The 20,760-nt window shown below is 63.6% G+C and carries 25 protein-coding genes; 14 read left to right on the top strand and 11 right to left on the bottom strand.

The window, feature by feature from the left end; translation table 11 throughout:
• Positions 1-57: 57 nt before the first annotated feature.
• Together BZG29_RS07415 and BZG29_RS07420 are read left to right on the top strand one after the other, a co-directional pair.
• Positions 58-984 (top strand): DnaJ C-terminal domain-containing protein, encoded by a 927-nt coding sequence (locus BZG29_RS07415; RefSeq protein WP_077400660.1) that lies wholly within the window; start codon positions 58-60, stop codon positions 982-984.
• Positions 985-987: 3 nt separating this feature from the next.
• Entirely contained in the window at positions 988-1,299 is a 312-nt protein-coding gene (locus BZG29_RS07420; RefSeq protein ID WP_034759737.1) for a MerR family transcriptional regulator, read from the top strand.
• Between the two features lie 3 nt (positions 1,300-1,302).
• Here the strand turns inward: BZG29_RS07420 and BZG29_RS07425 are convergent, their stop codons facing one another.
• Positions 1,303-1,530, bottom strand: a complete 228-nt coding sequence (locus tag BZG29_RS07425; protein WP_034781896.1) for a hypothetical protein — start codon at positions 1,528-1,530, stop codon at positions 1,303-1,305.
• 143 nt (positions 1,531-1,673) lie between these two features.
• On the bottom strand, positions 1,674-2,588 hold the full coding sequence (locus tag BZG29_RS07430; protein ID WP_077400663.1) for a LysR family transcriptional regulator: 915 nt from the start codon (positions 2,586-2,588) through the stop codon (positions 1,674-1,676).
• A gap of 133 nt (positions 2,589-2,721) precedes the next feature.
• Between BZG29_RS07430 and BZG29_RS07435 the strand changes: the two genes are divergently transcribed.
• Together BZG29_RS07435 and BZG29_RS07440 are read left to right on the top strand one after the other, a co-directional pair.
• Positions 2,722-3,327 (top strand): FMN-dependent NADH-azoreductase, encoded by a 606-nt coding sequence (locus BZG29_RS07435; RefSeq protein ID WP_077400666.1) that lies wholly within the window; start codon positions 2,722-2,724, stop codon positions 3,325-3,327.
• 147 nt (positions 3,328-3,474) lie between these two features.
• A complete protein-coding gene (locus BZG29_RS07440) occupies positions 3,475-3,981 on the top strand; it encodes a nuclear transport factor 2 family protein (protein WP_171984954.1) in 507 nt (168 codons plus the stop codon).
• A gap of 17 nt (positions 3,982-3,998) precedes the next feature.
• Here BZG29_RS07440 and BZG29_RS07445 read toward each other — a convergent pair whose 3' ends face one another.
• On the bottom strand, positions 3,999-4,298 hold the full coding sequence (locus tag BZG29_RS07445) for a hypothetical protein (protein ID WP_070257532.1): 300 nt from the start codon (positions 4,296-4,298) through the stop codon (positions 3,999-4,001).
• A gap of 136 nt (positions 4,299-4,434) precedes the next feature.
• Between BZG29_RS07445 and BZG29_RS07450 the strand changes: the two genes are divergently transcribed.
• The 3 genes from BZG29_RS07450 (at position 4,435) to pncB (ending at position 6,944) form a co-directional block, all read left to right on the top strand.
• Positions 4,435-4,689 (top strand): hypothetical protein, encoded by a 255-nt coding sequence (locus tag BZG29_RS07450; protein WP_034781908.1) that lies wholly within the window; start codon positions 4,435-4,437, stop codon positions 4,687-4,689.
• A gap of 123 nt (positions 4,690-4,812) precedes the next feature.
• The gene (locus BZG29_RS07455) at positions 4,813-5,676 is read left to right on the top strand and encodes a cysteine hydrolase (protein WP_077400672.1); all 864 of its coding nucleotides are present in this window, start codon (positions 4,813-4,815) and stop codon (positions 5,674-5,676) included.
• 77 nt (positions 5,677-5,753) lie between these two features.
• Positions 5,754-6,944, top strand: a complete 1,191-nt coding sequence (pncB, locus tag BZG29_RS07460) for a nicotinate phosphoribosyltransferase (protein WP_034781917.1) — start codon at positions 5,754-5,756, stop codon at positions 6,942-6,944.
• An 8-nt stretch (positions 6,945-6,952) separates the two neighbouring features.
• Here pncB and BZG29_RS07465 read toward each other — a convergent pair whose 3' ends face one another.
• Both BZG29_RS07465 and BZG29_RS07470 read right to left on the bottom strand, forming a co-directional pair.
• Positions 6,953-7,252, bottom strand: coding sequence for an antibiotic biosynthesis monooxygenase family protein (locus BZG29_RS07465; RefSeq protein ID WP_034781921.1), 300 nt, complete (start codon positions 7,250-7,252; stop codon positions 6,953-6,955).
• Between the two features lie 67 nt (positions 7,253-7,319).
• Positions 7,320-7,658, bottom strand: coding sequence for a hypothetical protein (locus BZG29_RS07470; protein WP_077400675.1), 339 nt, complete (start codon positions 7,656-7,658; stop codon positions 7,320-7,322).
• Positions 7,659-7,853: 195 nt separating this feature from the next.
• On the opposite strand from BZG29_RS07470, the gene BZG29_RS07475 reads away from it, so the two are divergent.
• The 4 genes from BZG29_RS07475 (at position 7,854) to BZG29_RS07490 (ending at position 11,264) form a co-directional block, all read left to right on the top strand.
• A complete protein-coding gene (locus tag BZG29_RS07475; protein WP_034781925.1) occupies positions 7,854-8,435 on the top strand; it encodes a DJ-1/PfpI family protein in 582 nt (193 codons plus the stop codon).
• Between the two features lie 64 nt (positions 8,436-8,499).
• Positions 8,500-9,732 carry an ATP-binding protein gene (locus BZG29_RS07480; protein ID WP_077400678.1) on the top strand — a complete coding sequence of 411 codons (1,233 nt, stop codon included), beginning with the start codon at positions 8,500-8,502 and terminating at the stop codon, positions 9,730-9,732.
• Between the two features lie 3 nt (positions 9,733-9,735).
• Positions 9,736-10,413, top strand: a complete 678-nt coding sequence (locus tag BZG29_RS07485) for a response regulator (protein WP_170846465.1) — start codon at positions 9,736-9,738, stop codon at positions 10,411-10,413.
• Positions 10,414-10,568: 155 nt separating this feature from the next.
• Positions 10,569-11,264 carry a Crp/Fnr family transcriptional regulator gene (locus BZG29_RS07490; protein WP_034781930.1) on the top strand — a complete coding sequence of 232 codons (696 nt, stop codon included), beginning with the start codon at positions 10,569-10,571 and terminating at the stop codon, positions 11,262-11,264.
• Between the two features lie 109 nt (positions 11,265-11,373).
• Here BZG29_RS07490 and BZG29_RS07495 read toward each other — a convergent pair whose 3' ends face one another.
• A complete protein-coding gene (locus tag BZG29_RS07495; protein WP_077400681.1) occupies positions 11,374-12,573 on the bottom strand; it encodes an MFS transporter in 1,200 nt (399 codons plus the stop codon).
• A gap of 91 nt (positions 12,574-12,664) precedes the next feature.
• On the opposite strand from BZG29_RS07495, the gene BZG29_RS07500 reads away from it, so the two are divergent.
• Positions 12,665-13,120: a helix-turn-helix domain-containing protein gene (locus BZG29_RS07500; protein ID WP_077409006.1), complete on the top strand. Its 456-nt coding sequence runs from the start codon at positions 12,665-12,667 to the stop codon at positions 13,118-13,120.
• Complete coding sequence (locus BZG29_RS07505; protein WP_077400684.1) at positions 13,117-14,325, top strand: D-amino acid dehydrogenase; 1,209 nt, start codon at positions 13,117-13,119, stop codon at positions 14,323-14,325. Before BZG29_RS07500 ends, BZG29_RS07505 begins: the two co-directional genes overlap by 4 nt.
• A 7-nt stretch (positions 14,326-14,332) precedes the next feature.
• On the opposite strand, the gene BZG29_RS07510 is transcribed toward BZG29_RS07505, so the two are convergent.
• The 4 genes from BZG29_RS07510 to BZG29_RS07525 form a co-directional block, all read right to left on the bottom strand.
• Positions 14,333-15,301: an IS1595 family transposase gene (locus tag BZG29_RS07510; protein WP_077400688.1), complete on the bottom strand. Its 969-nt coding sequence runs from the start codon at positions 15,299-15,301 to the stop codon at positions 14,333-14,335.
• An 88-nt stretch (positions 15,302-15,389) separates the two neighbouring features.
• A complete protein-coding gene (locus BZG29_RS07515) occupies positions 15,390-16,469 on the bottom strand; it encodes a hypothetical protein (protein WP_077400690.1) in 1,080 nt (359 codons plus the stop codon).
• Between the two features lie 67 nt (positions 16,470-16,536).
• The gene (locus BZG29_RS07520; RefSeq protein WP_077400693.1) at positions 16,537-17,571 is read right to left on the bottom strand and encodes a MerR family transcriptional regulator; all 1,035 of its coding nucleotides are present in this window, start codon (positions 17,569-17,571) and stop codon (positions 16,537-16,539) included.
• An 87-nt stretch (positions 17,572-17,658) separates the two neighbouring features.
• Positions 17,659-18,573 (bottom strand): LysR family transcriptional regulator, encoded by a 915-nt coding sequence (locus BZG29_RS07525; protein WP_077400695.1) that lies wholly within the window; start codon positions 18,571-18,573, stop codon positions 17,659-17,661.
• 97 nt (positions 18,574-18,670) lie between these two features.
• Here BZG29_RS07525 and BZG29_RS07530 point away from each other — a divergent pair, with 97 nt between their 5' ends.
• Positions 18,671-19,738 (top strand): SDR family oxidoreductase, encoded by a 1,068-nt coding sequence (locus BZG29_RS07530; RefSeq protein ID WP_077400698.1) that lies wholly within the window; start codon positions 18,671-18,673, stop codon positions 19,736-19,738.
• Here BZG29_RS07530 and BZG29_RS07535 read toward each other — a convergent pair.
• A complete protein-coding gene (locus BZG29_RS07535; protein WP_253192813.1) occupies positions 19,725-20,744 on the bottom strand; it encodes an SMP-30/gluconolactonase/LRE family protein in 1,020 nt (339 codons plus the stop codon). The two genes, BZG29_RS07530 and BZG29_RS07535, sit on opposite strands and share 14 nt — an antisense overlap.
• Between the last annotated feature and the right edge of the window lie 16 nt (positions 20,745-20,760).

A 20,760-nucleotide genomic window follows, 5' to 3' on the forward strand; every position in this document is an offset into this window, starting at 1 on the left:
TCGGCGCCAATTCGTGTACTCTTCCCATAGGCAGTTCAACCATGGGGAGCAAGCACGGTGGAATACAAGGACTACTACAAGGAGCTGGGCGTCGAGAAGACGGCGACCGAGGCCGAGATCAAGAAGGCGTACCGCAAGCTGGTGCGCAAATACCATCCCGACGTGAGCAAGGAACCGGACGCCGACAAGCGCACCAAGGCCCTGAACGAGGCCTACGGCGTGCTGGGTGACGCGGAAAAGCGCGCCGCCTACGATGAACTGGGGCGTAGCGCGCAGGGCCATCCCAAGGGAGAGCCGTTCCGGCCGCCGCCGGACTGGGGTTCGGGCTACGAATCGTCGGGCGCCGACGACAGCGATTTCTTTGCCGACCTGTTCGCCCACGTGGGCGGGCGCCGCCGCTCCAACAGCACTTTCCAGATGCAGGGCGAGGACAGCCACGCGGCCATCACCATCGACCTGCAGGACAGCTACCAGGGCGCCAAGCGCCACATCGTCATGCGCGTGCCCGAAGCGGATGCGCAAGGCCACGTGGTAACGCGCGAGCGTACCCTGGAAGTGACGATACCGAAAGGCGTCACGGAAGGACAGCAGCTGCGCATGAAAGGGCAGGGCAATCCCGGCAGCGGCGGCGCTCCCGCCGGTGATTTGTACCTGGAGATCCGCTTCCGGCCCGATGCGCGCTACAAGGTGGAAGGGCGCGACGTGTTCGAGACGGTGCCCGTCACGCCATGGGAAGCGGCGCTGGGCGGCGAGATCGACGTGCCCACGCCATCTGGCACGGTGTCAGTCAGCGTGCCGCCCAATTCGCAGACGGGGCGCAAGCTGCGCCTGAAAGGGCGCGGCATTCCCGCCGCCCAGCCGGGCGACCTGTATCTGCTGCTTGAAGTGGTGCTGCCGCCGGCGAACGACGACAAGGCGCGGGAACTGTATGCAACCATGGCGCGCGAGATGGCTTTCAATCCGCGCCAGAAGCTGGGAGGGTAAATCATGACAAACAAGGTAATTGGCGAATTGCTCGAAGACCGTGCCCTGAGCCTGGAAGAACTGGCGCGCGCCTGCGCCGTGGAACCGGACTGGGTGGTGCAGCACGTGCAGACGGGCGTGCTGCTGCAGGACGGCCCGCCGGCGGGGCAGCTGACGGCCTGGCGCTTCACGAGCCTGGACCTGGTGCGCGCGCGCCGCCTGCACGAAATCGAATCCGTGTTCGACGCGAACGCCGAACTGGCCGCGCTGGTGGTCGACTTGTCGGAAGAAGTGGCGCGTTTGCGCCGCCGCCTGCACGTGCTGGGTGTGGAGTAGTCCTTATGCAGGTTCGCCGTGCCGCTGCACGGTGAGCCTGCCGATATAGAATTGCCCATTGACGACGACCCGGTGCGGGATGCCGGCCACGTCGAAGCCGGGGCCGCCGTCTTCCATCCATTCCTGCGCCAGCGAGTCGAACTGCTGCGGCGTCATGCGCAGCATCTGCGCCGTGATGACGAAGCGCGCGCCAGGTTTTTGTTTGTTGACGAAGTCGTCGATGCCGGCCATGTGAATCTCTTCAAGGTTGTGTCTGAAATTGGGGTCAGACCCCCGGACACGTTGGCACTAAGCTTTGCGTTGGCGGTGTTGAGGGTCTGACCCCAGCATTTGTTTGGGGTTTGTTGAGGCATGATACCCGCCCGCGCGCGCTTCTAGAAGACTTGCGCCAGCAGCGGCAACTGCTCCGCAAACCGCTCCGTCAGCCACTTGCCAGCCTGGCCAGGCGGCGTGTCGGCGCGCTGGATCAGGTAGATCGGGTAATTCTCGCCATTGTCGACGGCCAGCGGCAGGTGCACCAGGCGGCCCTCGGCCAGGTCTTCCCGCACCATCGCTTCGGGCATGTTGCCCCAGCCCAAGCCCGCGCGCAGCAGCGCGTGCTTGGAACCGAGGTCGCCCAGGCGCCAGTTGCGCAATCCCAGCACGCCGAAATCCTGGCCCTGCGTCAGGTCGCTGCGGTCGCTGAGCACCAGTTGCACGTGTTCGCGCGCCACGCTGGAGGCAATCGGCCCTGCCTGCTGCGCCAGCGCGTGGCTGGGGGCGGCCACGGGAATCAGGCGCACGTGGCCGACGGCGAGGCGCTCGAAGACGCTGGCCGTGGCCGTCATCCAGCCACCGAGGCCGATGTGGCAGCTGCCATCCATCACCAGCTGCGCCACGGCGCCCATGGCTTCGATGCGCAGGCGCAGGGCGACGGTGGGGAACTGCGCCTGGAACGCTTCCAGGACGCGCACCAGCACGCAGGTGGGAAACATCACGTCCACCACGACCGATACTTCCGCTTCCAGCCCGCCCGCCAGCGCCTTGGCGCGCGCGCGCATGCCGTCGACCTTCAGGGCCACGGCGCGCGCGTCGGCCAGCAGGGCCTTGCCCGCGTCAGTCAGGGTGGGTTTGCGCTTGCCGCGGTCGAGCAGCACCACATTCAGCTGTTCCTCCAGGTTGGCGATGGTGTAGCTGATCACCGATTGCGTGCGGTGCAGCTGGCGCGCCGCGTGGGCGAAGCCGCCCGCGTCGATGACGGCGACAAACACGCGCAACTGGTCGAGCGAAGGCTGGCCCGGTTCTCTCATGGTGACTCCATATCTAAAAATTCGATGCTAATCATTTATATTTATACGGTTTCATCGATGGTAGACCCGAACTATGCTGTGTGCAAGGGCCGCGATGCGGCATTCCAGTCTACCGTTTTCGAAGGAGCATTTCATGAGCAAAGTCTTGTACATCAATAGCAGCGTGCGCAACAGCGGTTCCCTGTCGCGTCAATTGTCCGGCGAATTCGTCGACAAACTGGCCGCGCAAGGCGCCAGCGTCGTTGCACGCGACTTGGCGGCGCAGCCCGTGCCGCACCTGACGGAAGAAGTGATGGGCGCCTTCTTCACGCCAGTTGAACAGCGCAGCGCGCAGGCGGCAGCGGCCGTGCAATTGTCCGATATCCTGGTCGATGAATTGCTGGCGGCCGACGTGCTGGTACTGGCCGCGCCCATGTACAACTTTTCCGTGCCGTCGACCCTGAAGGCGTGGATCGACCACGTGGCGCGCGCGGGACGCACGTTCCAGTACACGGCGACGGGCCCGGTCGGCCTGGCCACGGGCAAGAAAGCGGTGATTTTCACGGCCAGCGGCGGCGTCTACAGCGAAGGCCCGGGCGCCGCATATGACTACCTGAGCACCTATCTGCGCACGGCGCTGGGCTTCATCGGCATCACGGATATCGAGTTCGTGCAAGCCGAGGGCGTGGCCATGGGCGAGGAAGCCGTCAGCAGCGCGATCGCCAAGGGCCGTGCCTCGATCGAGGCCCTGGCTGCCTGAGTTCGCTCTAGTTCCAAAGAGGGATTGCCAATCTGCCATGGTTGACATAAGCTTGCCAGCGGCACGCCCCGTGCCAGCCTGGCGAGCCGTTCGCCATGAAAGTCCCTCATGCACAAGTTGGCAAGCGCGGTATTGTTCGGATGTTCCTTGTTTTCAGCAGGCATGGCGCTGGCCCAGACCGCGCCCCCTGCGCCGCCTCACGTGGGGCGCCACGCCTCCACGCCCGAGGATATCCGCGCCATCGAAAAAGTCGTCGCCGACTTCCAGGCGGCGCTGATCGCCAAGGATGTCAAGCTGCTGTCGTCGCTGCTGCTGCATACGAACATCCTGTTCGCCTCGCCGGCCGACGACGGTTTCATCAAGAAAATGCGCGACACGACGGACGTCCACTTCGACGGCGTCGGGGCGGCCGGCTATGTTGCATTCGCCAACTTCATCAGGCGCGAACCGCAGCGCACGGAAGAAAAATTCTACAACGTCAAGATCACCCAGGACCGCCATGTGGCGTGGGTCAACTTCGACTACGAATTCCTCGTCGGCGACAAATTGTCCAACTATGGCGTGGAAGCGTGGCAGATGGTCAAGCGCGATGGCGAATGGAAAATCCTCAGCGTCGTCTGGTCCATGCATCCCGCGGCCGAGGCGGGAAAATAGGCGCCAGACAGGCCGCGTCAGTCGCGCGGCAGTTCGCGAATTTCCACCGTTCCCCCTGCGTTCAGTACGGGGTTTCCGATTAACAATTTTTTTGCATCGTCTATACTTTCAGCTTGCACACGTAGATAGCCTGACAAGTGTGACGTGACCGGCCTCGCCTGGCCGGACTGGTGCACGCAGATACCGGGTCCGATGGAGCTGCCACCGCAGAAGCGGCCACTGGCCCTGAGCATGGCGAAGTAGTCTTCCCAGGCTGAGGTGGCGACGTCCACCGGTGTTTCCGTGTCGTCGTGCATGAAGATAATGTAGTCATTCATCTTTTTCTCCTGTGCCGCGTTATAAAAAGAGAGCTGAATTGAGTATCCTGAGCAATCGCGAGCGCATGGTTTTACCCTCACCGCGTCAGTCCGTAGAGACAAGCTGTCCGGCCATGTCATTTTTGGAGCGAACATCGTGCCGATAAAGTATGTTGATTTTTATGAGGTGAATTACACGGCAGAGCGCTTGCCGGGCTGCAAGCTATGGGGCGCCTACGTCGCCATCTATGCCCCTTCGCCCAATCCCATGCACCGGATGAATCTGGTTCGCAAGCGCCGGGTGTCTGCCGACCACCAGTTTACAACGGAAGCGGACGCCATGGCCGAAGCGGGCGAGGTGGCCGTCAAGCTGGTCGAGCGGCGCCAACGCCGTTACGTCTTCCATCCCTGAACCGTCGCGTGGCTTGTTTCGGCGCAAGTTATTGCGAGTGAGCACAGTCCTGGCGTAGCCGGTGCAGGCGCGCCGGCGAAGTTGCCCGTATCATGCGAACTATTGCCACGCCAGAGGACCGCCATGAAACGCCAGTTGCACCTGCTTGTCATCGATCCGCAAAACGATTTTTGCGACTTGCCCGCCGCCTGGCTGCCGCCAGATACCGCACCGGCGCTGGCCGTGCCTGGCGCCCACGCCGACATGCTGCGCGTGGCGCAACTGATCCTCGAAGGGGGCATCGGTCTGACGCAGATCAGCGTGACCCTCGACGCCCACCACCGCTACGATATCGCCCACCCCGCCTTCTGGCGCACGGGCGATGGCGGCGCCGTGCCGCCATTTACGCAGATCAGCGCGCAGCAGGTGCGCGACCGCCTGTTCCTGCCCGCCGCCAGCGGCGCCTTGCCGCGCGCGCTGGCTTACCTCGATGCCTTGCAGCAAGCGGGACGCTATCAATTGATGGTGTGGCCCGTGCATTGCGAGATCGGCAGCTGGGGCCAGAATATCCATGCGGCCGTGCGCGCCGCCTACAACGCCTGGGAGGTGGATCACCTGCGAGTGGTGGCCAAGCTGAGCAAGGGTTCCAACCCATGGACCGAGCATTACTCGGCCGTCATGGCGGAAGTGCCTGATCCTCAGGATGCGGCTACCCAGCTGAACCTGGATTTCCTTGCCACCCTGCTGCCGGCGCAGCAGATTTATGTCACCGGCGAGGCGGGCAGCCATTGCGTGAAAGCCAGCACCGAGCACATCGCCGATTACCTGGAAGCGCAGCAAGGCAAGCCGGCCCTGTCGCGCCTGGTCTTGCTGACGGACTGCATGAGCCCCGTCACGGGCTTTGCATCACAGCAGCGCGACTTCCTTGCCGCCATGCATGCACGCGGCGCGCGGCTGGCCACCTCCGCCGACGTCTTGCCCGAATTGCTGGCCAACGCGGCTGCCTGAGCCATTATTAATCGTGCCCTGCTGAAATGCTTGCGGTGGCGTACTATTCTGGCTTCAGGAAGTTGGAGAAAACACACATGACCCCGATAGTGCGCAGTTTGCTGGAAACCGATCTGTATAAATTTACAATGTGGCAAGCATTGCTGCACGGTCATCCGAATACCCATACCGAATACGAATTTGTCTGCCGCAACGCCACGGCCTTTCCCCTGGCCGAACTGAAGGGCGAACTGGAGGAACAGCTCGACCATTTATGCTCGATGTCGTTTGCCGACGACGAGCTGGCCTATCTGCGCACCCTGCGCTTCATGAAGAGCGATTTCGTCGACTTTTTGACGGTGTTCCGCTTCCAGCGCAAATTCATCGACGTCAGCACGGATGGCGACACCCTGCTCGTGCATGCGGCCGGGCCGCAGGTGCACGTGATGGGCTTCGAGATTTTCGTGCTGTACATCATCAACGAACTGTATTTCCGCCGCTTCGACCTCGATGCGGCCATGCGCGAAGGGCGCCACCGCCTGGGCTTGAAAGTGGCGGCCGTCAAGGAATTCGGCAAGCTGCCGCGGCGCAAGCATCCGTTCGAGTTTTCCGACTTCGGCGTGCGCCGGCGCTTTTCCGGCGCCTGGCATGACGAGGTGGTGCAACGGCTGGCGCGCGAGGTGCCCGAATATTTCAAGGGAACGTCGAATGTCTACCTGGCGAAAAAGCTGGGTATCGTGCCGATCGGCACCATGGCGCATGAATACATGCAATCGTTCCAGTCCTTCGGCGTGCGCCTGCGCGACTTCCAGAAGGCGGCACTGGAAGACTGGGTACAGGAATACCGGGGCGACCTGGGCATCGCCCTGACGGACGTGGTCGGCATGGATGCCTTTTTGGCTGACTTCGACCTGTATTTCGCCAAACTGTTCGACGGCTTGCGCCACGATTCGGGCGACCCCGTCGAGTGGGGCGAGAAGGCGCTGGCCCACTACGCGGCCCTGCGCATCGACGCCAATACCAAGCGCCTCGTGTTTTCCGACGGGCTGGACCTGGACAAGGCGTTTGCCCTGTACCAGCACTTTGCCGACCGCATCATGACGGGCTTTGGCATCGGCACCAATCTCACCAACGATGTCGGTTTGACGCCGCTCAACATCGTCATGAAACTGGTGCGCTGCAATGGCCAGTCCGTGGCGAAACTGTCTGATTCGCCGGGCAAGACCCTGTGCAAGGATGAAACCTTCCTCGCGTATTTACGGCAGGTGTTTCACCATCCGGCAGTGTAGGTGCCTGTCTAGAAGCCCGTCACTACCGTGTTCATGTGCTCGACCTGGGGCGGGGCGGCAAAGAATTCACCCACCAGGCCGCGCCATGCCTGGAAGTCGTCGCTGCCGCGGAAATGCACGGTATGGTCTTCCAGGGTCGTCCAGCCCACCACCAGGCGGTAGGCATCGCCGTTTTCGATCGAGCGCTCCAGGCGCATCGATTCGCAGCCGCGTGCGCGCTGGAACAGGGGGATGGCTTTCGTCACGGCCGCTTCGAAGGCAGCATGCGTGGCCGATTTGATCTGGATGTGGGCAATTTCAAAAATCATGGCAAGTTCCACTGTGGAATGAAGGAATGCTGATCTTGCCATAATTTCGCCGCGCAGGGGGAGGACGTCAGCCTGCAAGCGCCTGTGCGCTTGCGCACCGGCCGCCCGCGTGGCTGGCCGTGCGCTGGTCGATATCGCAGCCGTGATACGCCTGCACGATGGCGTGCGCCCGTTCCCGTTCCTGCGGGGTGCCGATGGCCACGACGGGGCGGAACATGCCGCGCCATGCGGCCTTGCCCTGTATGGGGACGGTGGGGACGGCCTCGTCGTCGACCGTGTCGAGCTGCACGGCGTATGCGGGGAACCCATCGTCGAGCAGGGCGCTGCGGGCCTGCTGCGCATCGGCAAAATGGTCGAAGATACGGATCAGGGCAGATGGGGCAAGGGAATGCGTGGCGGTGCTCATGGTCTGGCTCTCGGAAGGTGTGGTTTGAATTTGACCGGCAAGCCTGTAAAAAATTCTGCCTCAGCCTGTAAAATCCTCGATCAAGGCGCAAAAGTTTGATAAATATCCAGTATGGCTGCCAAGTCGCGCTAAGATACGCCTTGCGGTGCATCCTGCAGGCAGGGATGCGGGATCAATCTTTCATAGGAGAACTAAATGGCAGCGAAGAAAATTCTGTTTTTGACCGGCGATTTTGCAGAAGATTATGAAACGATGGTGCCCTTCCAGGCCCTGCTGATGCTCGGCCATACCGTGCATGCCGTCTGTCCCGGCAAGAAAAGCGGCGAGACGATCAAGACGGCCATCCACGATTTCGAGGGCGACCAGACGTATACAGAAAAGCCGGGCCATTTGTTCACCCTGAACGCCAGCTTCGACGAGATCGACCCGGCCCACTATGACGCCGTGATGATCGCCGGCGGCCGCGCCCCCGAATATCTGCGCCTGAACGAGAAGGTCATCGCCGCCGTGCGTCATTTCGCCGAGGCGGGCAAGCCTGTCGCGGCCGTCTGCCACGGCGCGCAATTGCTGGCCGCCGCCGACGTCATCCGCGGCAAGCGCATTTCCGCCTATCCCGCCTGCGCGCCGGAAGTGAAACTGGCGGGCGGCACGTATGCCGACATCGCCGTCACGGACGCCGTCACGGATGGCCAGTTCGTCACGGCGCCCGCCTGGCCCGCGCATCCGGCCTGGCTGGCGCAGTTCGTCAAGCTGCTCGGTACCGAGATCCGTTTGTAACCTTCACCAGCCCGGCAGGCCGCAGCGCTTGTCGGGCGCATCACTTTTCAGATTCGAGTTCTTCATGCATGCGCCGCGCAGTCAATCTTCCCGCAAACAACTTCCAGCCTCGCGCTGGCGCCAGCGCCGCCTGGCGCAAGCCGCATCGGGCCTGAGCGCCGCGCAGGAACGCCAGCTCGCTACCCTGCACGAGATTTCCACCTTGCTGGCGGGCCAGCATGCCATCGATGCGCTGTGCCGTGGCTTTCTGCGCCACGTGATGCAGTTCGCGCAAGCGGAAGGCGGCACCGTGCGCATCCTCGATCCGCAGCACGATACCGTGCATATCATCGTGCACGAGGGCATTTCCGATGCCATGGTGGAAGAGGAGCACTGCATCCGCAACAACGATTGCCTGTGCGGCGCGGCGGTGGCGCAGGGCGTGATCCAGATCCGCGATTTCCGCCAGGTCGATGCGCTGCAGCGCTACCGTTGCCAGGAGGAAGGCTTTATCGCCATCGCCGTCTTCCCCATCCTCGCGCGCGAGCAGGTGGTGGGCAGTTTTTCGCTGCACTTTGCGCAGCCGCAAGCCGTGCAGGCGCAGCAGCAGGGCTGGCTGGAAACCCTGGGCCAGAGCCTGGGCATCGCCATTGAAAACCAGCGCCTGATTGCGCGCGAAAAGGAATTTGCCGTGGCGCGCGAACGCAGCCTGTTGGCCGAAGGCTTGCATGACAGCATCGCGCAAAGCCTCAATTTCATCAGCCTGCAAGTGCAGATGCTCGACGATTCCGTGCGCCGGGGGCAGCTTGACGAAGCGGCCGAAGTGTTGCCGCTGATGCGCATGGGCGTCGAGCAAAGCTACCAGGACGTGCGCGAATTGCTGGTCAATTTCCGCACGCGCTGGCATGGCAGCGACCTCGAAAGCAAGCTCACGGAAGTGCTGGCCAAGTTCGAGCTGCAGACGGGCGTCACGGGGACCCTGGCCATGAGCGGCAATGGCGCGCCGCTGGCGCCGGAACAGCAGTTGCAGATCCTGTTCATCGTGCAGGAAGCGCTGTCGAATATCCGCAAGCACGCGCAAGCGGGCAGCGTGACGCTGCGCGTGGAAAACGGGCGCGATTTTGCGCTGCAGGTGCGCGACGATGGCGAAGGCTTTGCCGCCAACCTGCGCGACAAGAAAACGGAATTGCAGATCGGCTTGCGTATCATGCAGGAACGGGCCGAGCGGCTCGGTGCGCAATTTGCCATCGACAGCCGGCCCGGCGCCGGCACGACGATCTCGCTGGCCTTGCCGGCAGCCCGGCGCCAGGCCGCGTAACAAATGACTTATCCCTATCAGGCAACAAACATAGTGAACGCACCAATCAAAATCCTGCTGGTCGATGACCACACCTTGCTGCGCAGCGGCGTCAAGCTGCTGTTGCAGCGCAATCCTCAATTCCAGGTGGTGGGCGAGGCTTCGAACGGGCTGGACGGCGTGCGCCTGACGGCCGAACTGCGGCCCGACGTGGTGCTGATGGATTTGAACATGCCCGGTGTGTCTGGCGTCGAGGCGCTGCAGCTGATCTTGCAGGACCTGCCGCAGATGGTCGTGCTGATGCTGACCGTGTCGGAAAATGCGGCCGACCTGGGCGCGGCCCTGCGCGCTGGCGCACGCGGCTACTTGCTCAAAAATATCGAAGCCGAGCAGCTGGGCCAGGCCATTTGCCGCGCCGCCGCCGGCGAATCCGTGATTGCCGACGCCATGACGGCCAAGCTCGTGTCGCAGTTCCGCGCGGGGCAGAATGCGCCCCAGGCCGACTATGACAAACTGACGCCGCGCGAACGGGAAGCCATGGCCTGCCTGGCGCAAGGACTGAGCAACAAGGAAATCGCGCGCCAGCTGGACGTGGCCGAAAGCACGGTGAAAATCCACGTGCAAAACATCCTCAAAAAGCTTAAGCTCAGCAGCCGCGTGCAGATCGCCGTCTACGCCGTCGAGCGCGAATTGAGTAAATAAAGATCAAACAACGCGCAAATAGTGCGCAAGGAATCCGCGATTGTTTGATCTGCATGGCGTTCCGGCCTAGACAACCCTAGTTCCTTTGACGTATGGCCTTGACCGTGCCTGCGCATTACACTCTTAGTCATTCGCTAATCTAATAAGAGAGTGTCATGCATAAGGTCAACGTCGATGGCTTGCTATCGAGCCAGGCTCTGTTTCGCCATATTTCCCCTTCCCAATTAGAGCAATTGCGCCAGGATGTCGTGCGCGTCGAAGTGGAAAAAGGCAAAGTACTGTTCCGCAAGGGCGAAGTGGCGGAAGGCGCCTATGTGGTGGTCTTCGGCCTCGTCAAGCTGAGCGTGTTTTCCATGGAAGGTACCGACAAGGTACTGGAACTGATCCGTCCGGGCCAGAGTTTCGGCGAAGCCATGATTTTCCTCGATGAACCGTATCCGTTCTGCGCCGAAGCGCTCGAGCACTGTTTGCTGCTGCGCATTCCGCCGCACGCGCTGCTGCGCCTGCTGGACCAGTCGCCGCGCATCGCGCGCCAGATGATGAACAGCCTGTCGCATCACCTGATGGGTTTTATCCGCAACGTGGAGCGCTGCTCCGTGCAGAACGCCACCCAGCGCGTGGTCGAGTATCTGCTGCAAGCTTCGGATCAGCAGCGTTCGAACGAGGTCAAGCTGGACCTGAAGAAAAGTCTGTTGGCATCGTTCCTGAACCTGGCGCCCGCCACCCTGTCGCGCGTGCTGCACCAGTTGACGGACTTGCATTTGATTAAAGTCAGCGGTTCGCTGATCCAGATCCAGCCGGATGCCTTGAAGACCTACCGCCACGGTTCCACGGCGGCCATGCTGAACTAAGACCTAACATCACCTACTGCGCGTCGCGATTTGCGGCATCCGATGCTCACTGCGCATCCGCACAGCTGCGCTTCTCAGCCGCAACTCACTGCCGCTCGCTACGGTTCTGTTAGGCGCTCTCAGCTTTTTCAGCAGGCAAGGTCAGCCGCCAGAACAGCAGGGCGAGCAAGCTGACCGCCGCGCCCAGCGCGCATACCCCATGCCAGCCCGCCAGCGCATACACGCTGGTGGCGGCAATTGCTCCTACTCCGCTTCCCACCGCATAAAACAGCATGTAGCACGCCACCAGGCGGCTGTGCGCATCGCTGTCCTGTTTGAAAATCAGGCTCTGGTTCGTCACATGGATGGCCTGGCCCGCCAGGTCCAGCGCGATGATGCCGACGATCAAGGGCCACAGGGCCGCGCCCGCAAAGCCGAGCGGCAGCCACGCGGCCAGCAGCAGCAACAGGGCCGCGCCCGTCGTCCACTGCGCGCGGCCATTATCGGCCAGCGCCCCGGCGCGCGCCGCGCCCAGCGCCCCCACCACGCCCACCAGGCCAAACGCGCCGATGGCCGCATGGCCATAGCCTTGCGCCGTCAGGGGCAGCACGAGGGCGCTCCAGAAAATATTGAACACGGCAAACATCAGCAGGGCCAGCGTACCCCGTACGCGCAGCACCTTGTTGTGCATCAACATCTCCAGCATCGAGGTGAGCAGGGCGCCGTAGGCCAGCCGTTGATTGGATGGCTGCGCCGGCGGCAGCTTGCGCCACAGCAGCAACAGCAGGGCGCAGGCGATGGCCGCGGAAACAAAGTACACGGCGCGCCAGTCGGCCACATCGGCCACCACGCCGGACAGGGTGCGCGCCAGCAGCAAGCCGATCACCACGCCGCCCTGCGCCATGCCGACGACCCTGCCCCGCTCATGGCTGGCCGCCGCGCTGGCCGTATAGGCGATCAAGCCCTGCGTCATGGCCGTGCCCAGCAAGCCGACCAGCAACATGCCGCCCAGCAAGGCAGCCGTGGAACGGGCGCAGCCCAGCGCCGCCAGGGAGATGGCCAACAAGCCCAGCTGGAACAGGGTCAGCCGGCGCCGGTTCAGCATGTCGCCCAGGGGCACCAGCAGCAGCAGGGCCAGCGCGCAGCCGAGTTGCGTGGCCGTGATGACCATGCCGCTGGCTGCTTCTGTCATGCCGAATTCCTGCGCCAGGGTGGCGAGCAAGGGCTGGGCGTAATACACATTGGCCACGCTGAGGCCGGCCGCCGTGGCAAACAGCCAGACGAGAGAAGGGGGAAGTGTGCTGGTGAGGGGAGTCGTTGTATCGCGCATGGGCTTGTATGTAAGTGGTTTCAAATTAAAACCAGTTGGAGTCTACGCCGGGAAGTTTTAAAATGCAACCACTCAATCCTGGAGAATGCCCGTGGCCAAGCGCAAGAGCCTGAAAACCGACCCCTGTCCCGTGGCGCGCGCGCTCGACGCGATCGGCGAGCGCTGGTCGCTTCTGATCGTGCGCGACGCCTTCGACGGCATGCGCCGGTTCGGCGAGTTCCAGAAAAGCCTGGGCGTGGCGAAGAACATCCTGGCCGACCGCCTGCACACCCTGGTGGAAGAGGGCATCTTTACGGTCGCCCCCGCCTCGGACGGCACGGCCTACCAGGAATACGTGCTGACGCCCAAGGGGCTGGCCCTGTTTCCCGTCGTCGTCGGCTTGCGCCAGTGGAGCGAGGCGCAATTGTTTGAACAAGGCGAGGCGCATTCGACCTTGCTGCAGCGCGCTTCAGGCTTGCCCGTGCGCAGGATGGACGTGCTGGCCGAAGATGGCCGCGTACTGCAGGCGGGCGATACGGTGGTGCACAAGGTGGAGTCCAGGACATGAAGCGCGTGGCCGTCATCGGCGGCGGTATCACGGGCGTCACCACGGCGTATGCGCTGGCGAAGCGCGGCGTGGACGTGACCCTGATCGAGCGCCACCGCTATGCCGCCATGGAAACGTCGTATGCGAACGGCGGGCAATTGTCGGCCTCGCACGCGGAAGTGTGGAACCACAAGGCAACGATTTTCAACGCCCTGAAATCGATGGCGCGACGCGACGCGCCCTTGCTGCTCCATCCATGGCCCAGCTGGCACAAGCTGAGCTGGTTTGCGCAATTCCTTGCCGCCATGCCCGCCTACGAGCGCAACACCATCGCCACGGCGCGCCTGGCCATCGCCGCGCGCGCACACTTGTTTGCCTGGGCAGAAGAAGAGAATATTGATTTCGATCATCGCCGCGCCGGCATCCTGCATGTGTACCGTGACAAAGCCGGCTTCGAGCGGGCGGCCGGCGTGTCGCGCCTGCTGGCGCAGGGCGGACTGGAGCGGCGCGCCGTCACGCTGCAAGAAATGCGCACCATCGAGCCGGCCCTGCAAGGCGACTTTTACGGCGGCTACTACACGGACAGCGATTCCACGGGCGACATCCACAAATTCACCAGCGGCCTGGCCGACGCCTGCGCCCGCCTGGGCGTGGCCTGCCGCTATGGTGCACAAGTCACCGCGCTGGCGCGCGAGCATGGCAAGGTACGCATCAGCGAGGGCGAGGACAGCACCCTGTTCGACGCCGTCGTCATCTGCGCGGGCACGGCCAGCCGCGCCATGGCGGCAATGCTGGGCGACCACGTGAATGTGTATCCCGTGAAAGGCTATTCGATTACCGTGCAGCTCGACGATGCAGCCAGCCGCGCGGCGGCGCCGAAGGTCAGCCTGCTTGACGATGCGACCAAGCTGGTCAGCAGCCGCCTGGGCGAAGACCGGCTCAGAGTGGCGGGCACGGCGGAATTCAACGGCTTCAATGACGACATCCGCGCCGACCGCATCCGCCCGCTGGTGCGCTGGGTGGAGCAGTGTTTTCCGGGCATCAATACACGCAAGGTGATCCCGTGGGCGGGCTTGCGCCCCATGCTGCCCGACATGCTGCCGAAAGTGGGGCCGGGCAAGGCGCCGGGCGTGTATTACAACACGGGCCACGGCCACCTGGGCTGGACCCTGGCGGCCGCCACGGCGGAGATGGTGGCCATGATGGTGGACAAGGCGGCTGCTTAGTTCTTGGCTATGTCACCGTCAAATGTGGGAATGCTCCGAGTGTTGCCTTCAATAATGTTTCCGGCGAACGGATACGCCCGGCGTCGAGTATCCAGCGCCAGCCCAGGTAATTCGGCAGGTAGCGCGTCGCCACGCCGTGAAAGGGGCGTAGCCATTCCCGCAGGCGGCTGTGATAGGCATTGACGTGCTGCACATGCACGGCGCCCTGCACCCGGATGCCTGCGCGCAAATTGACGGCCTGGTGGCTGATCCCCGCTTCACGGGCAAAGGCGCGATAGGCGGCATGGCCATCGGTGAGCAACAGGATATCTTTGTCGATCATGGGCAACAGATAATGGCGCACCTGCGCCTTCGTCAGCGCTCCTTTTCCCGTGACGAAATCGAGGGTCTGCCCCGTGCGGTCGCGCGCCACCAGGATGCAGACTTGCTCATCGGAAATGCCACGTTTGCGGGCATGACCGCCCCGGCGGCGCGCCGGACGGGTCAGATGCCGCGATCCCTTTTCCGATTCGAGCACATACAGTTCGTCCGCTTCAGCGATGCCATGCAGGCAATGCGGCCGGTCCGTTTTTGCCAACGATAAAAACCGGTGGCGCCAGCGAAAGGTGGTGTTGCGGTGCACGCCCAGCTGTAACGCCGCCTTGCGCAGGGAATCGGATGCCAGCAGGCAATCGGCGTAATCGAGCCACAGTGATTTATGGCGCAAGCGCGCCAGCGGCGTGCCGGTGAGCGCATTGAAGGTGCGGCCGCACGGCACGCAACGGTAGCGCTGCAGTCCGTGCGCATGGCCATGCCGGTGAGCATGATTGCTCTTGCAGGCAGGACAGTGCAAGCGCTGCCGGCCCACGTTTTCGACGAGTACCGCGGCAGCGTCCTGCGGTGCGCTTCCTTGCAGCAGAGCGATACCCGCCCGGCGCTGGCGACGGTTCAGTGCGGCGAACTGGGCGATGAAGGTTTTCCATTGGCCGGTCTGCATGGAGGGCTCCCGTTTGTCTGCGATGTACACTCAGACAGCAGGGATACAGGATGATTCCCGGACTTCCCCTACTTAGCGGGGACAGAGCCTAGTTCTTCGGCAATAGATCGCTGAGCGCGGCGCGGCCCTTGACGGTGAGGAAGGGGCCGACCTTGCTGTACGGCAGTAAGAAATCGTTTTCGCAGCCGCTGCCGTTCGAGTCTTCCCAGAACGACACCCCTTCCGGCTTCAGGGACAGGTGGAAGCGGCCGCGGCCGTCGTAATCCGTGCCCTTGCATTCGGCATCGATTTTCACGTCCTTGAACAGGGCCTGGCGCAGGCGGTCAGGCAATTCGGCCTTGTCGTCGCCATCGCTGGCGCTGGCGCCAAACCAGTTCCACACGTCCGTTTCCTGGCCCGTCTTCACGTCCCAGGTGCGGAACTTGATGGAGATGCCGCTGGCGCCATAGCCTGCCGCCCAGCGGTAGAACTTGATCGTCACCCAGCGCGGCGACCAGTAGGTCGGCTCCGCATACACTTCGTCTTCCGTCGTGAAACCGTTGCGGCCCAGGTACTCGCGGCGCGTGGCATAGAAGTCGGCCAGGTCTTTTTTGTTTTTTGCCAGCACGGCGCGCAGCTGCGCATTGATTTTTGTCACGCCATCGCCGGGCGCGATCAATTCCACGGTGATGGTGTCGCCCACTTGCAGGTTGCGGTATTGCTTGCCTTCGAAGGCGATCGGTTTGCTCGTCTTGGTATTGGGAAAATCTTCCAGCGCCAGGTTGTAGGCATCGCTGGCGCAGGACGGATGCTCGCGGTCGCCCGCCGCTTCCAGCAGGGTCAGGGCCAGGGGCAGGGTCTTGCCGCTTTTCGGATCCGCCCAGGTGCCGGTGACTTTGCCATCTTGCGGCGCATTCAAGGACCAGGTGCCCGTCGTGTCGCCCTTGGCGTCGAGTTCCTGCCACAGCGTCTTGCCGTTCGGCTTGGTCAGCATGATCGGCGTCTTGTAGCGCGTGTAGTAATAGTTGCCGCTGCGGTCCGCGCCTTGCGTGGGGCTGGGCTGGTTGAAGCAAGCCACGATATTGGCCTTGCCCACGGTGCCCTGCCACACCCCTTGCACGGGCGGCTCGGCCGCCATGGCGGCGTGCAGGGCGGGCAGGGTCAGGCAAGCAAACAGAAAGCGGCGCATCGGTTTTTCCTCTCGTGGGCGAAGGCCGATTTTACATGGCCCCGCCCACGAGATGCCACACCTCAACTTATTTGGCCGGACGCTCCTGCGCCACCACGGCCATCGCCGCGCCCAGGTAGTGCAGCATGGCGGCGTCGACGAAGCTGCCTTCCATCAGACGCGGTTCCTGCTGGTGCGCCTGGCGGAATTTCAGCTGCGTGGCCGGGTTCGTGCCCGCATACGAGCGGAACAGATCCAGCCACTGCCGCGCCAGTTGCAGCACGGCCGGGTCGGTGGGCGGCGTGCGCGCATCCATGGCGGCGCGCACGGCGGCGATCAGGGCCGGCCACTCGCCCGAGCGCCTGCCGTAGTTGGCGAGTAAATACGCGTATTCCTGCTCATCGAGGAAAGGCCGGTACAGCGCAATGCGCGAAGCGTTGAAGGCGGCGATGATGAATTGCATCACGTCCGCATCGACGCTGGTCGTCGCCTGCATCGATGGTTCCTGTTCGTGCATGCTGTTCAGGCGCGCGAACAGGCCCGGGTGGGCGCCCGTGTCGCGCACCAGCTTGACCATCCATTCCGTGGCCAGAGCTTGTGCCTGCGCATCGCCGGGGCCGGCGCCCGCCTCCCTGGCGGCGCGCACGCGCGTCACCAGTGCCTTCCATTCCTGTTCCACGGCGCTATCTGTCAGCAGCGGCAGCTGTTGCAGTTCTTCGGGACTAAAGTATTTGTCGTACATGGTCATTAACTCCATTGTGGTAAGCCACTCGGCCAGTTCCGGCGCCTGCCCCTGCGCCAGTTGCGCCTGCAGGGTGCGCAGGCGTTCGCGCAAGGTGGAAGCTTGCGCGATCTGGCGTTCCAGCATGGCGATCTGCTGCGCCACGATGGAATGCAAAGGCAGCTCCGGGCCGGCGAGGGCGTTGGCGATATCGGCCAGCGACAGCCCGAACTTGCGCAGCGCCATGATCCGGTGCAGCCGGTCCATGTCGCCGTGCTGGTACAGGCGGTAGCCAGTTTGCGTGCGCGCCGAGGGCGAGAGCAGACCGATGCTGTCGTAGTGGTGCAGGGTGCGGATGCTCAAGCCTGTCATCTTGGCCAGTTCACCGATTTTCAACAGCATGGGGTACTCCTTTCCGGGTGCGTGCAAGCAGAATCGCACCTGACGTAACGTCAGGGTCAAGCGGAATTTTCAACTGAATTAACTGAATCAACTGATCGTCAGCCGCTGCCGCAGTTCCTGCAGCAGGGTGCCTGTTTTCGGCGTCAGCTGGCGCGCCAGCGGCCACGCCAGGTACAGGGGCAAGCCTTGCGTGGCCAGTGCCGGCAGCACCGCCACGATGGCGCCCGTGGCCAGGTGCTCGTGCACCAGCCAGGTGGCCAGCTGCGCCACGCCCAGGCCGGCCAGTACGGCGGCCGTGCGCGCTTCCGCGTCGCCCACCGTCATGCGGGGAGATGCCAGGCGGTGCTCGACCTGCCCGCCCGTGGCGACGTCAGGGAAGACCCACGGCATGGGCGAACCGTCGCCGCGCCCGTAGGCGATGCAGTCGTGGCCATCCAGATCCGCGATGGACGCGGGCGTGCCGCGCCGCGCCAGGTAGCCGGGCGCCGCGCACAGGATCAGCTGTTCGTCGCCCAGGTGCATCTGGCCCAGCGCGGCCGGCCAGTGCGAGGGCGCGCCGATGCGCACGGCGATGTCGATGCGCTCCTCGAACAGGTCGACGAAGCGGTCGCTGAAGGCGATCGACGGCTGCAAGCGCGGATACTGCACGCACAGCTCCAGCAGGGCCGGCATCACGCGCAGGCGCCCGTACGAGGCGGGCAAGCCGATGCGCACCTGGCCCGCCAGTTCCGTCGCGTGTTCGGCCAGCACGTCTTCCGCGTCCATCAGTTCCTGCAGCACGCGCTTGCAAGTGGCGTAGTAGGCGCGGCCCGCGTCGCTCAGTTTCAGCCGGCGCGTGCTGCGCTCGAACAGCAGCACGCCCAGCCGTTCCTCCAGCCGCGCCACGCTCTTGCTGACGGCCGAGCTGCTCAGGTGCAGGCGCTCGGCCGCCTTGGTAAAACTGCCCGCGTCGGCCGTGGCGAGAAATGGCGTGAGGCCCTTTAGATGTTCCGATGAAAACATGATCCGCGAATTTTATTCATGAATAGGATGAAATAGTATCGCGGATAAGAATTGGTGTCGCGGATATGATGTTTTTTTCTTTCGGAGGTTTTCTCTCATGCAAAAACACGCCCTCATCATCGGCGCCAGCGGCGTCATCGGCAACAATCTGGCCACGCACTTGCTGGCGCAGGGCTGGCGGGTGACGGGCGTCTCGCGCGGACGCACGCCTGTCCCCGCAGGCTGCACTTCCCTGCAATTGGATGCGACGGATGGCGCGGCCGTCAGCGCCGCCCTGGCGGGCCTGGACGCCAGCCACGTCTTTTTCACGGCCTGGGCACGCCAGGCAAACGAGCAGGAAAACATCCGCGTCAACGGCGCCATGGTGGCCAATGTGCTGGCCGCGCTGGGGCCAAACGGCCGCTTGCGCCACGCGGCCCTGGTGACGGGCCTCAAGCATTACCTGGGACCGTTCGACGCGTATGGCAAGGGCAGCGTTCCCGTCACGCCATTTCGCGAAGAGCAGGGCCGGCAGGCGGTCGAGAATTTTTACTATGCTCAGGAAGACCGGCTGTTTGAGGCGGCCGCGCAGTACGGATTTACGTGGAGCGTGCACCGCCCGCACACCATCATCGGCTACGCGCTGGGCAATGCCATGAACATGGGCCTGACCCTGGCCGTATATGCGAATTTGTGCAAGGCCGGCGGCCAGCCCTTCGTGTTTCCCGGTTCGCCCGCGCAATGGCACGGCTTGTCCGATATGACGGACGCGGGCCAGATCGCGCGCCACCTGGCGTGGGCGGCCGACAGCCCTTGCGCGCGCAACGAAGATTTTAATATCGTCAATGGCGACGTATTCCGCTGGAAGTGGCTGTGGCCGCGCCTGGCCGCCTATTTCGGCGTCGAAGCGGCTGGTCTGCCCGAGGTGATGGCGCCGCTGGCCGAGCGCATGCAGGATGCCCCCGCCCAGTGGCGCGCCATTGCGCAGCAGCATGATCTGGTCGAGCTGGATGTCGGCCGCCTCGCTTCCTGGTGGCATACGGATGCCGACCTGGGCCGGCCGATGGAAGTGATGACGGACATGGGCAAGAGCCGCAAGGCGGGCTTCCCCGATTACCAGGATACGCAAGACGCCTTCTTCAACCTGTTCGAGAAGTTGAAGGCGGAGCGCATCATTCCGCGCTGACGGACTCCGCGGCAGCCGGTGGCGGGGCTGCCGCCGCCGCTGCCGCCGCATTGGCCGCATTGGCCGCATTTGCCTTATGCTGCTGCGCCCGCTGCCATTCGAGGCCCGGGCGGTCGACGCGAAATTGCAGCAGCCGTCCCTGCACCACTTCCGTCACGTATGCCGTGCGGCCATCGGGACCGCCGAAGGTGATGTTACTCGGCTTGGCGCCGGGCACGCTGATCTCGCGCAAGATGCGTCCCTGCGGCGACAATTTGACCACGCTGCCCTTGCCGTAGCGCGTCACGTACAGGTTGCCGTCGACGTCCACGCGCATGCCGTCCATGCCGAAATCGTCGAACTTGATCAGCAAGCGCTTGCCGCTCAGGCTGCCGTCCGCGGCGATGTCATACATCCAGATATTGCGCTGCACGCTTTCATTCACGTACAAGATCTTGCCGTCGGGGCTGACCTCGATGCCGTTGGCCGTGCCCATGGTGTCGAGTGCCAGGGTCACGGTGCCGTCCTGCGCGATGCGCCACACGCGGCCCGTGTTTTCCTTCCAGTTCGGGTCGCTCGCATACAGCACGTCATCGGCCGTGATGGCGATGTCGTTCGGCTGCGTCATGCGCGGCTCGCGCGCGTGGATGGTCAGCGCGCGCGTGGCCGGATCGACCAGGTAGATCGTGTGTTCCATGTAGTCGGCCAAATACATCTGCCCGCGGCTGCCGAAGCGGATGCCGTTGGCGATGCTGGTGCCGGGCAGGGTCAGGTAGACCTCGCTCATGCCGCCGGGGCTGACCTTGCCGATGGTTTGCTGGCGCGCAAAGTTGACGGCATAGATATTGCCGTCCGCATCGACGGCCGGGCCTTCGACGCCCTTGGTGAACGAGTGCGCGGGCGTCAGGGTGGTGGCGAGGAACAGCGTCTCGTGCGCGGGCGGGCTGGCGCAGGCGGACAGATTGGCCAGCGCGGCGGCCAGCACGGCGGCGCGCAGCGACGCCAGGGCGTTTCGGGAATCGGGCATCAAGGTTCTCTGTAGG

Source organism: Janthinobacterium sp. LM6 (genome assembly GCF_002002885.1).
Taxonomy (GTDB): domain Bacteria; phylum Pseudomonadota; class Gammaproteobacteria; order Burkholderiales; family Burkholderiaceae_D; genus Janthinobacterium; species Janthinobacterium kumbetense.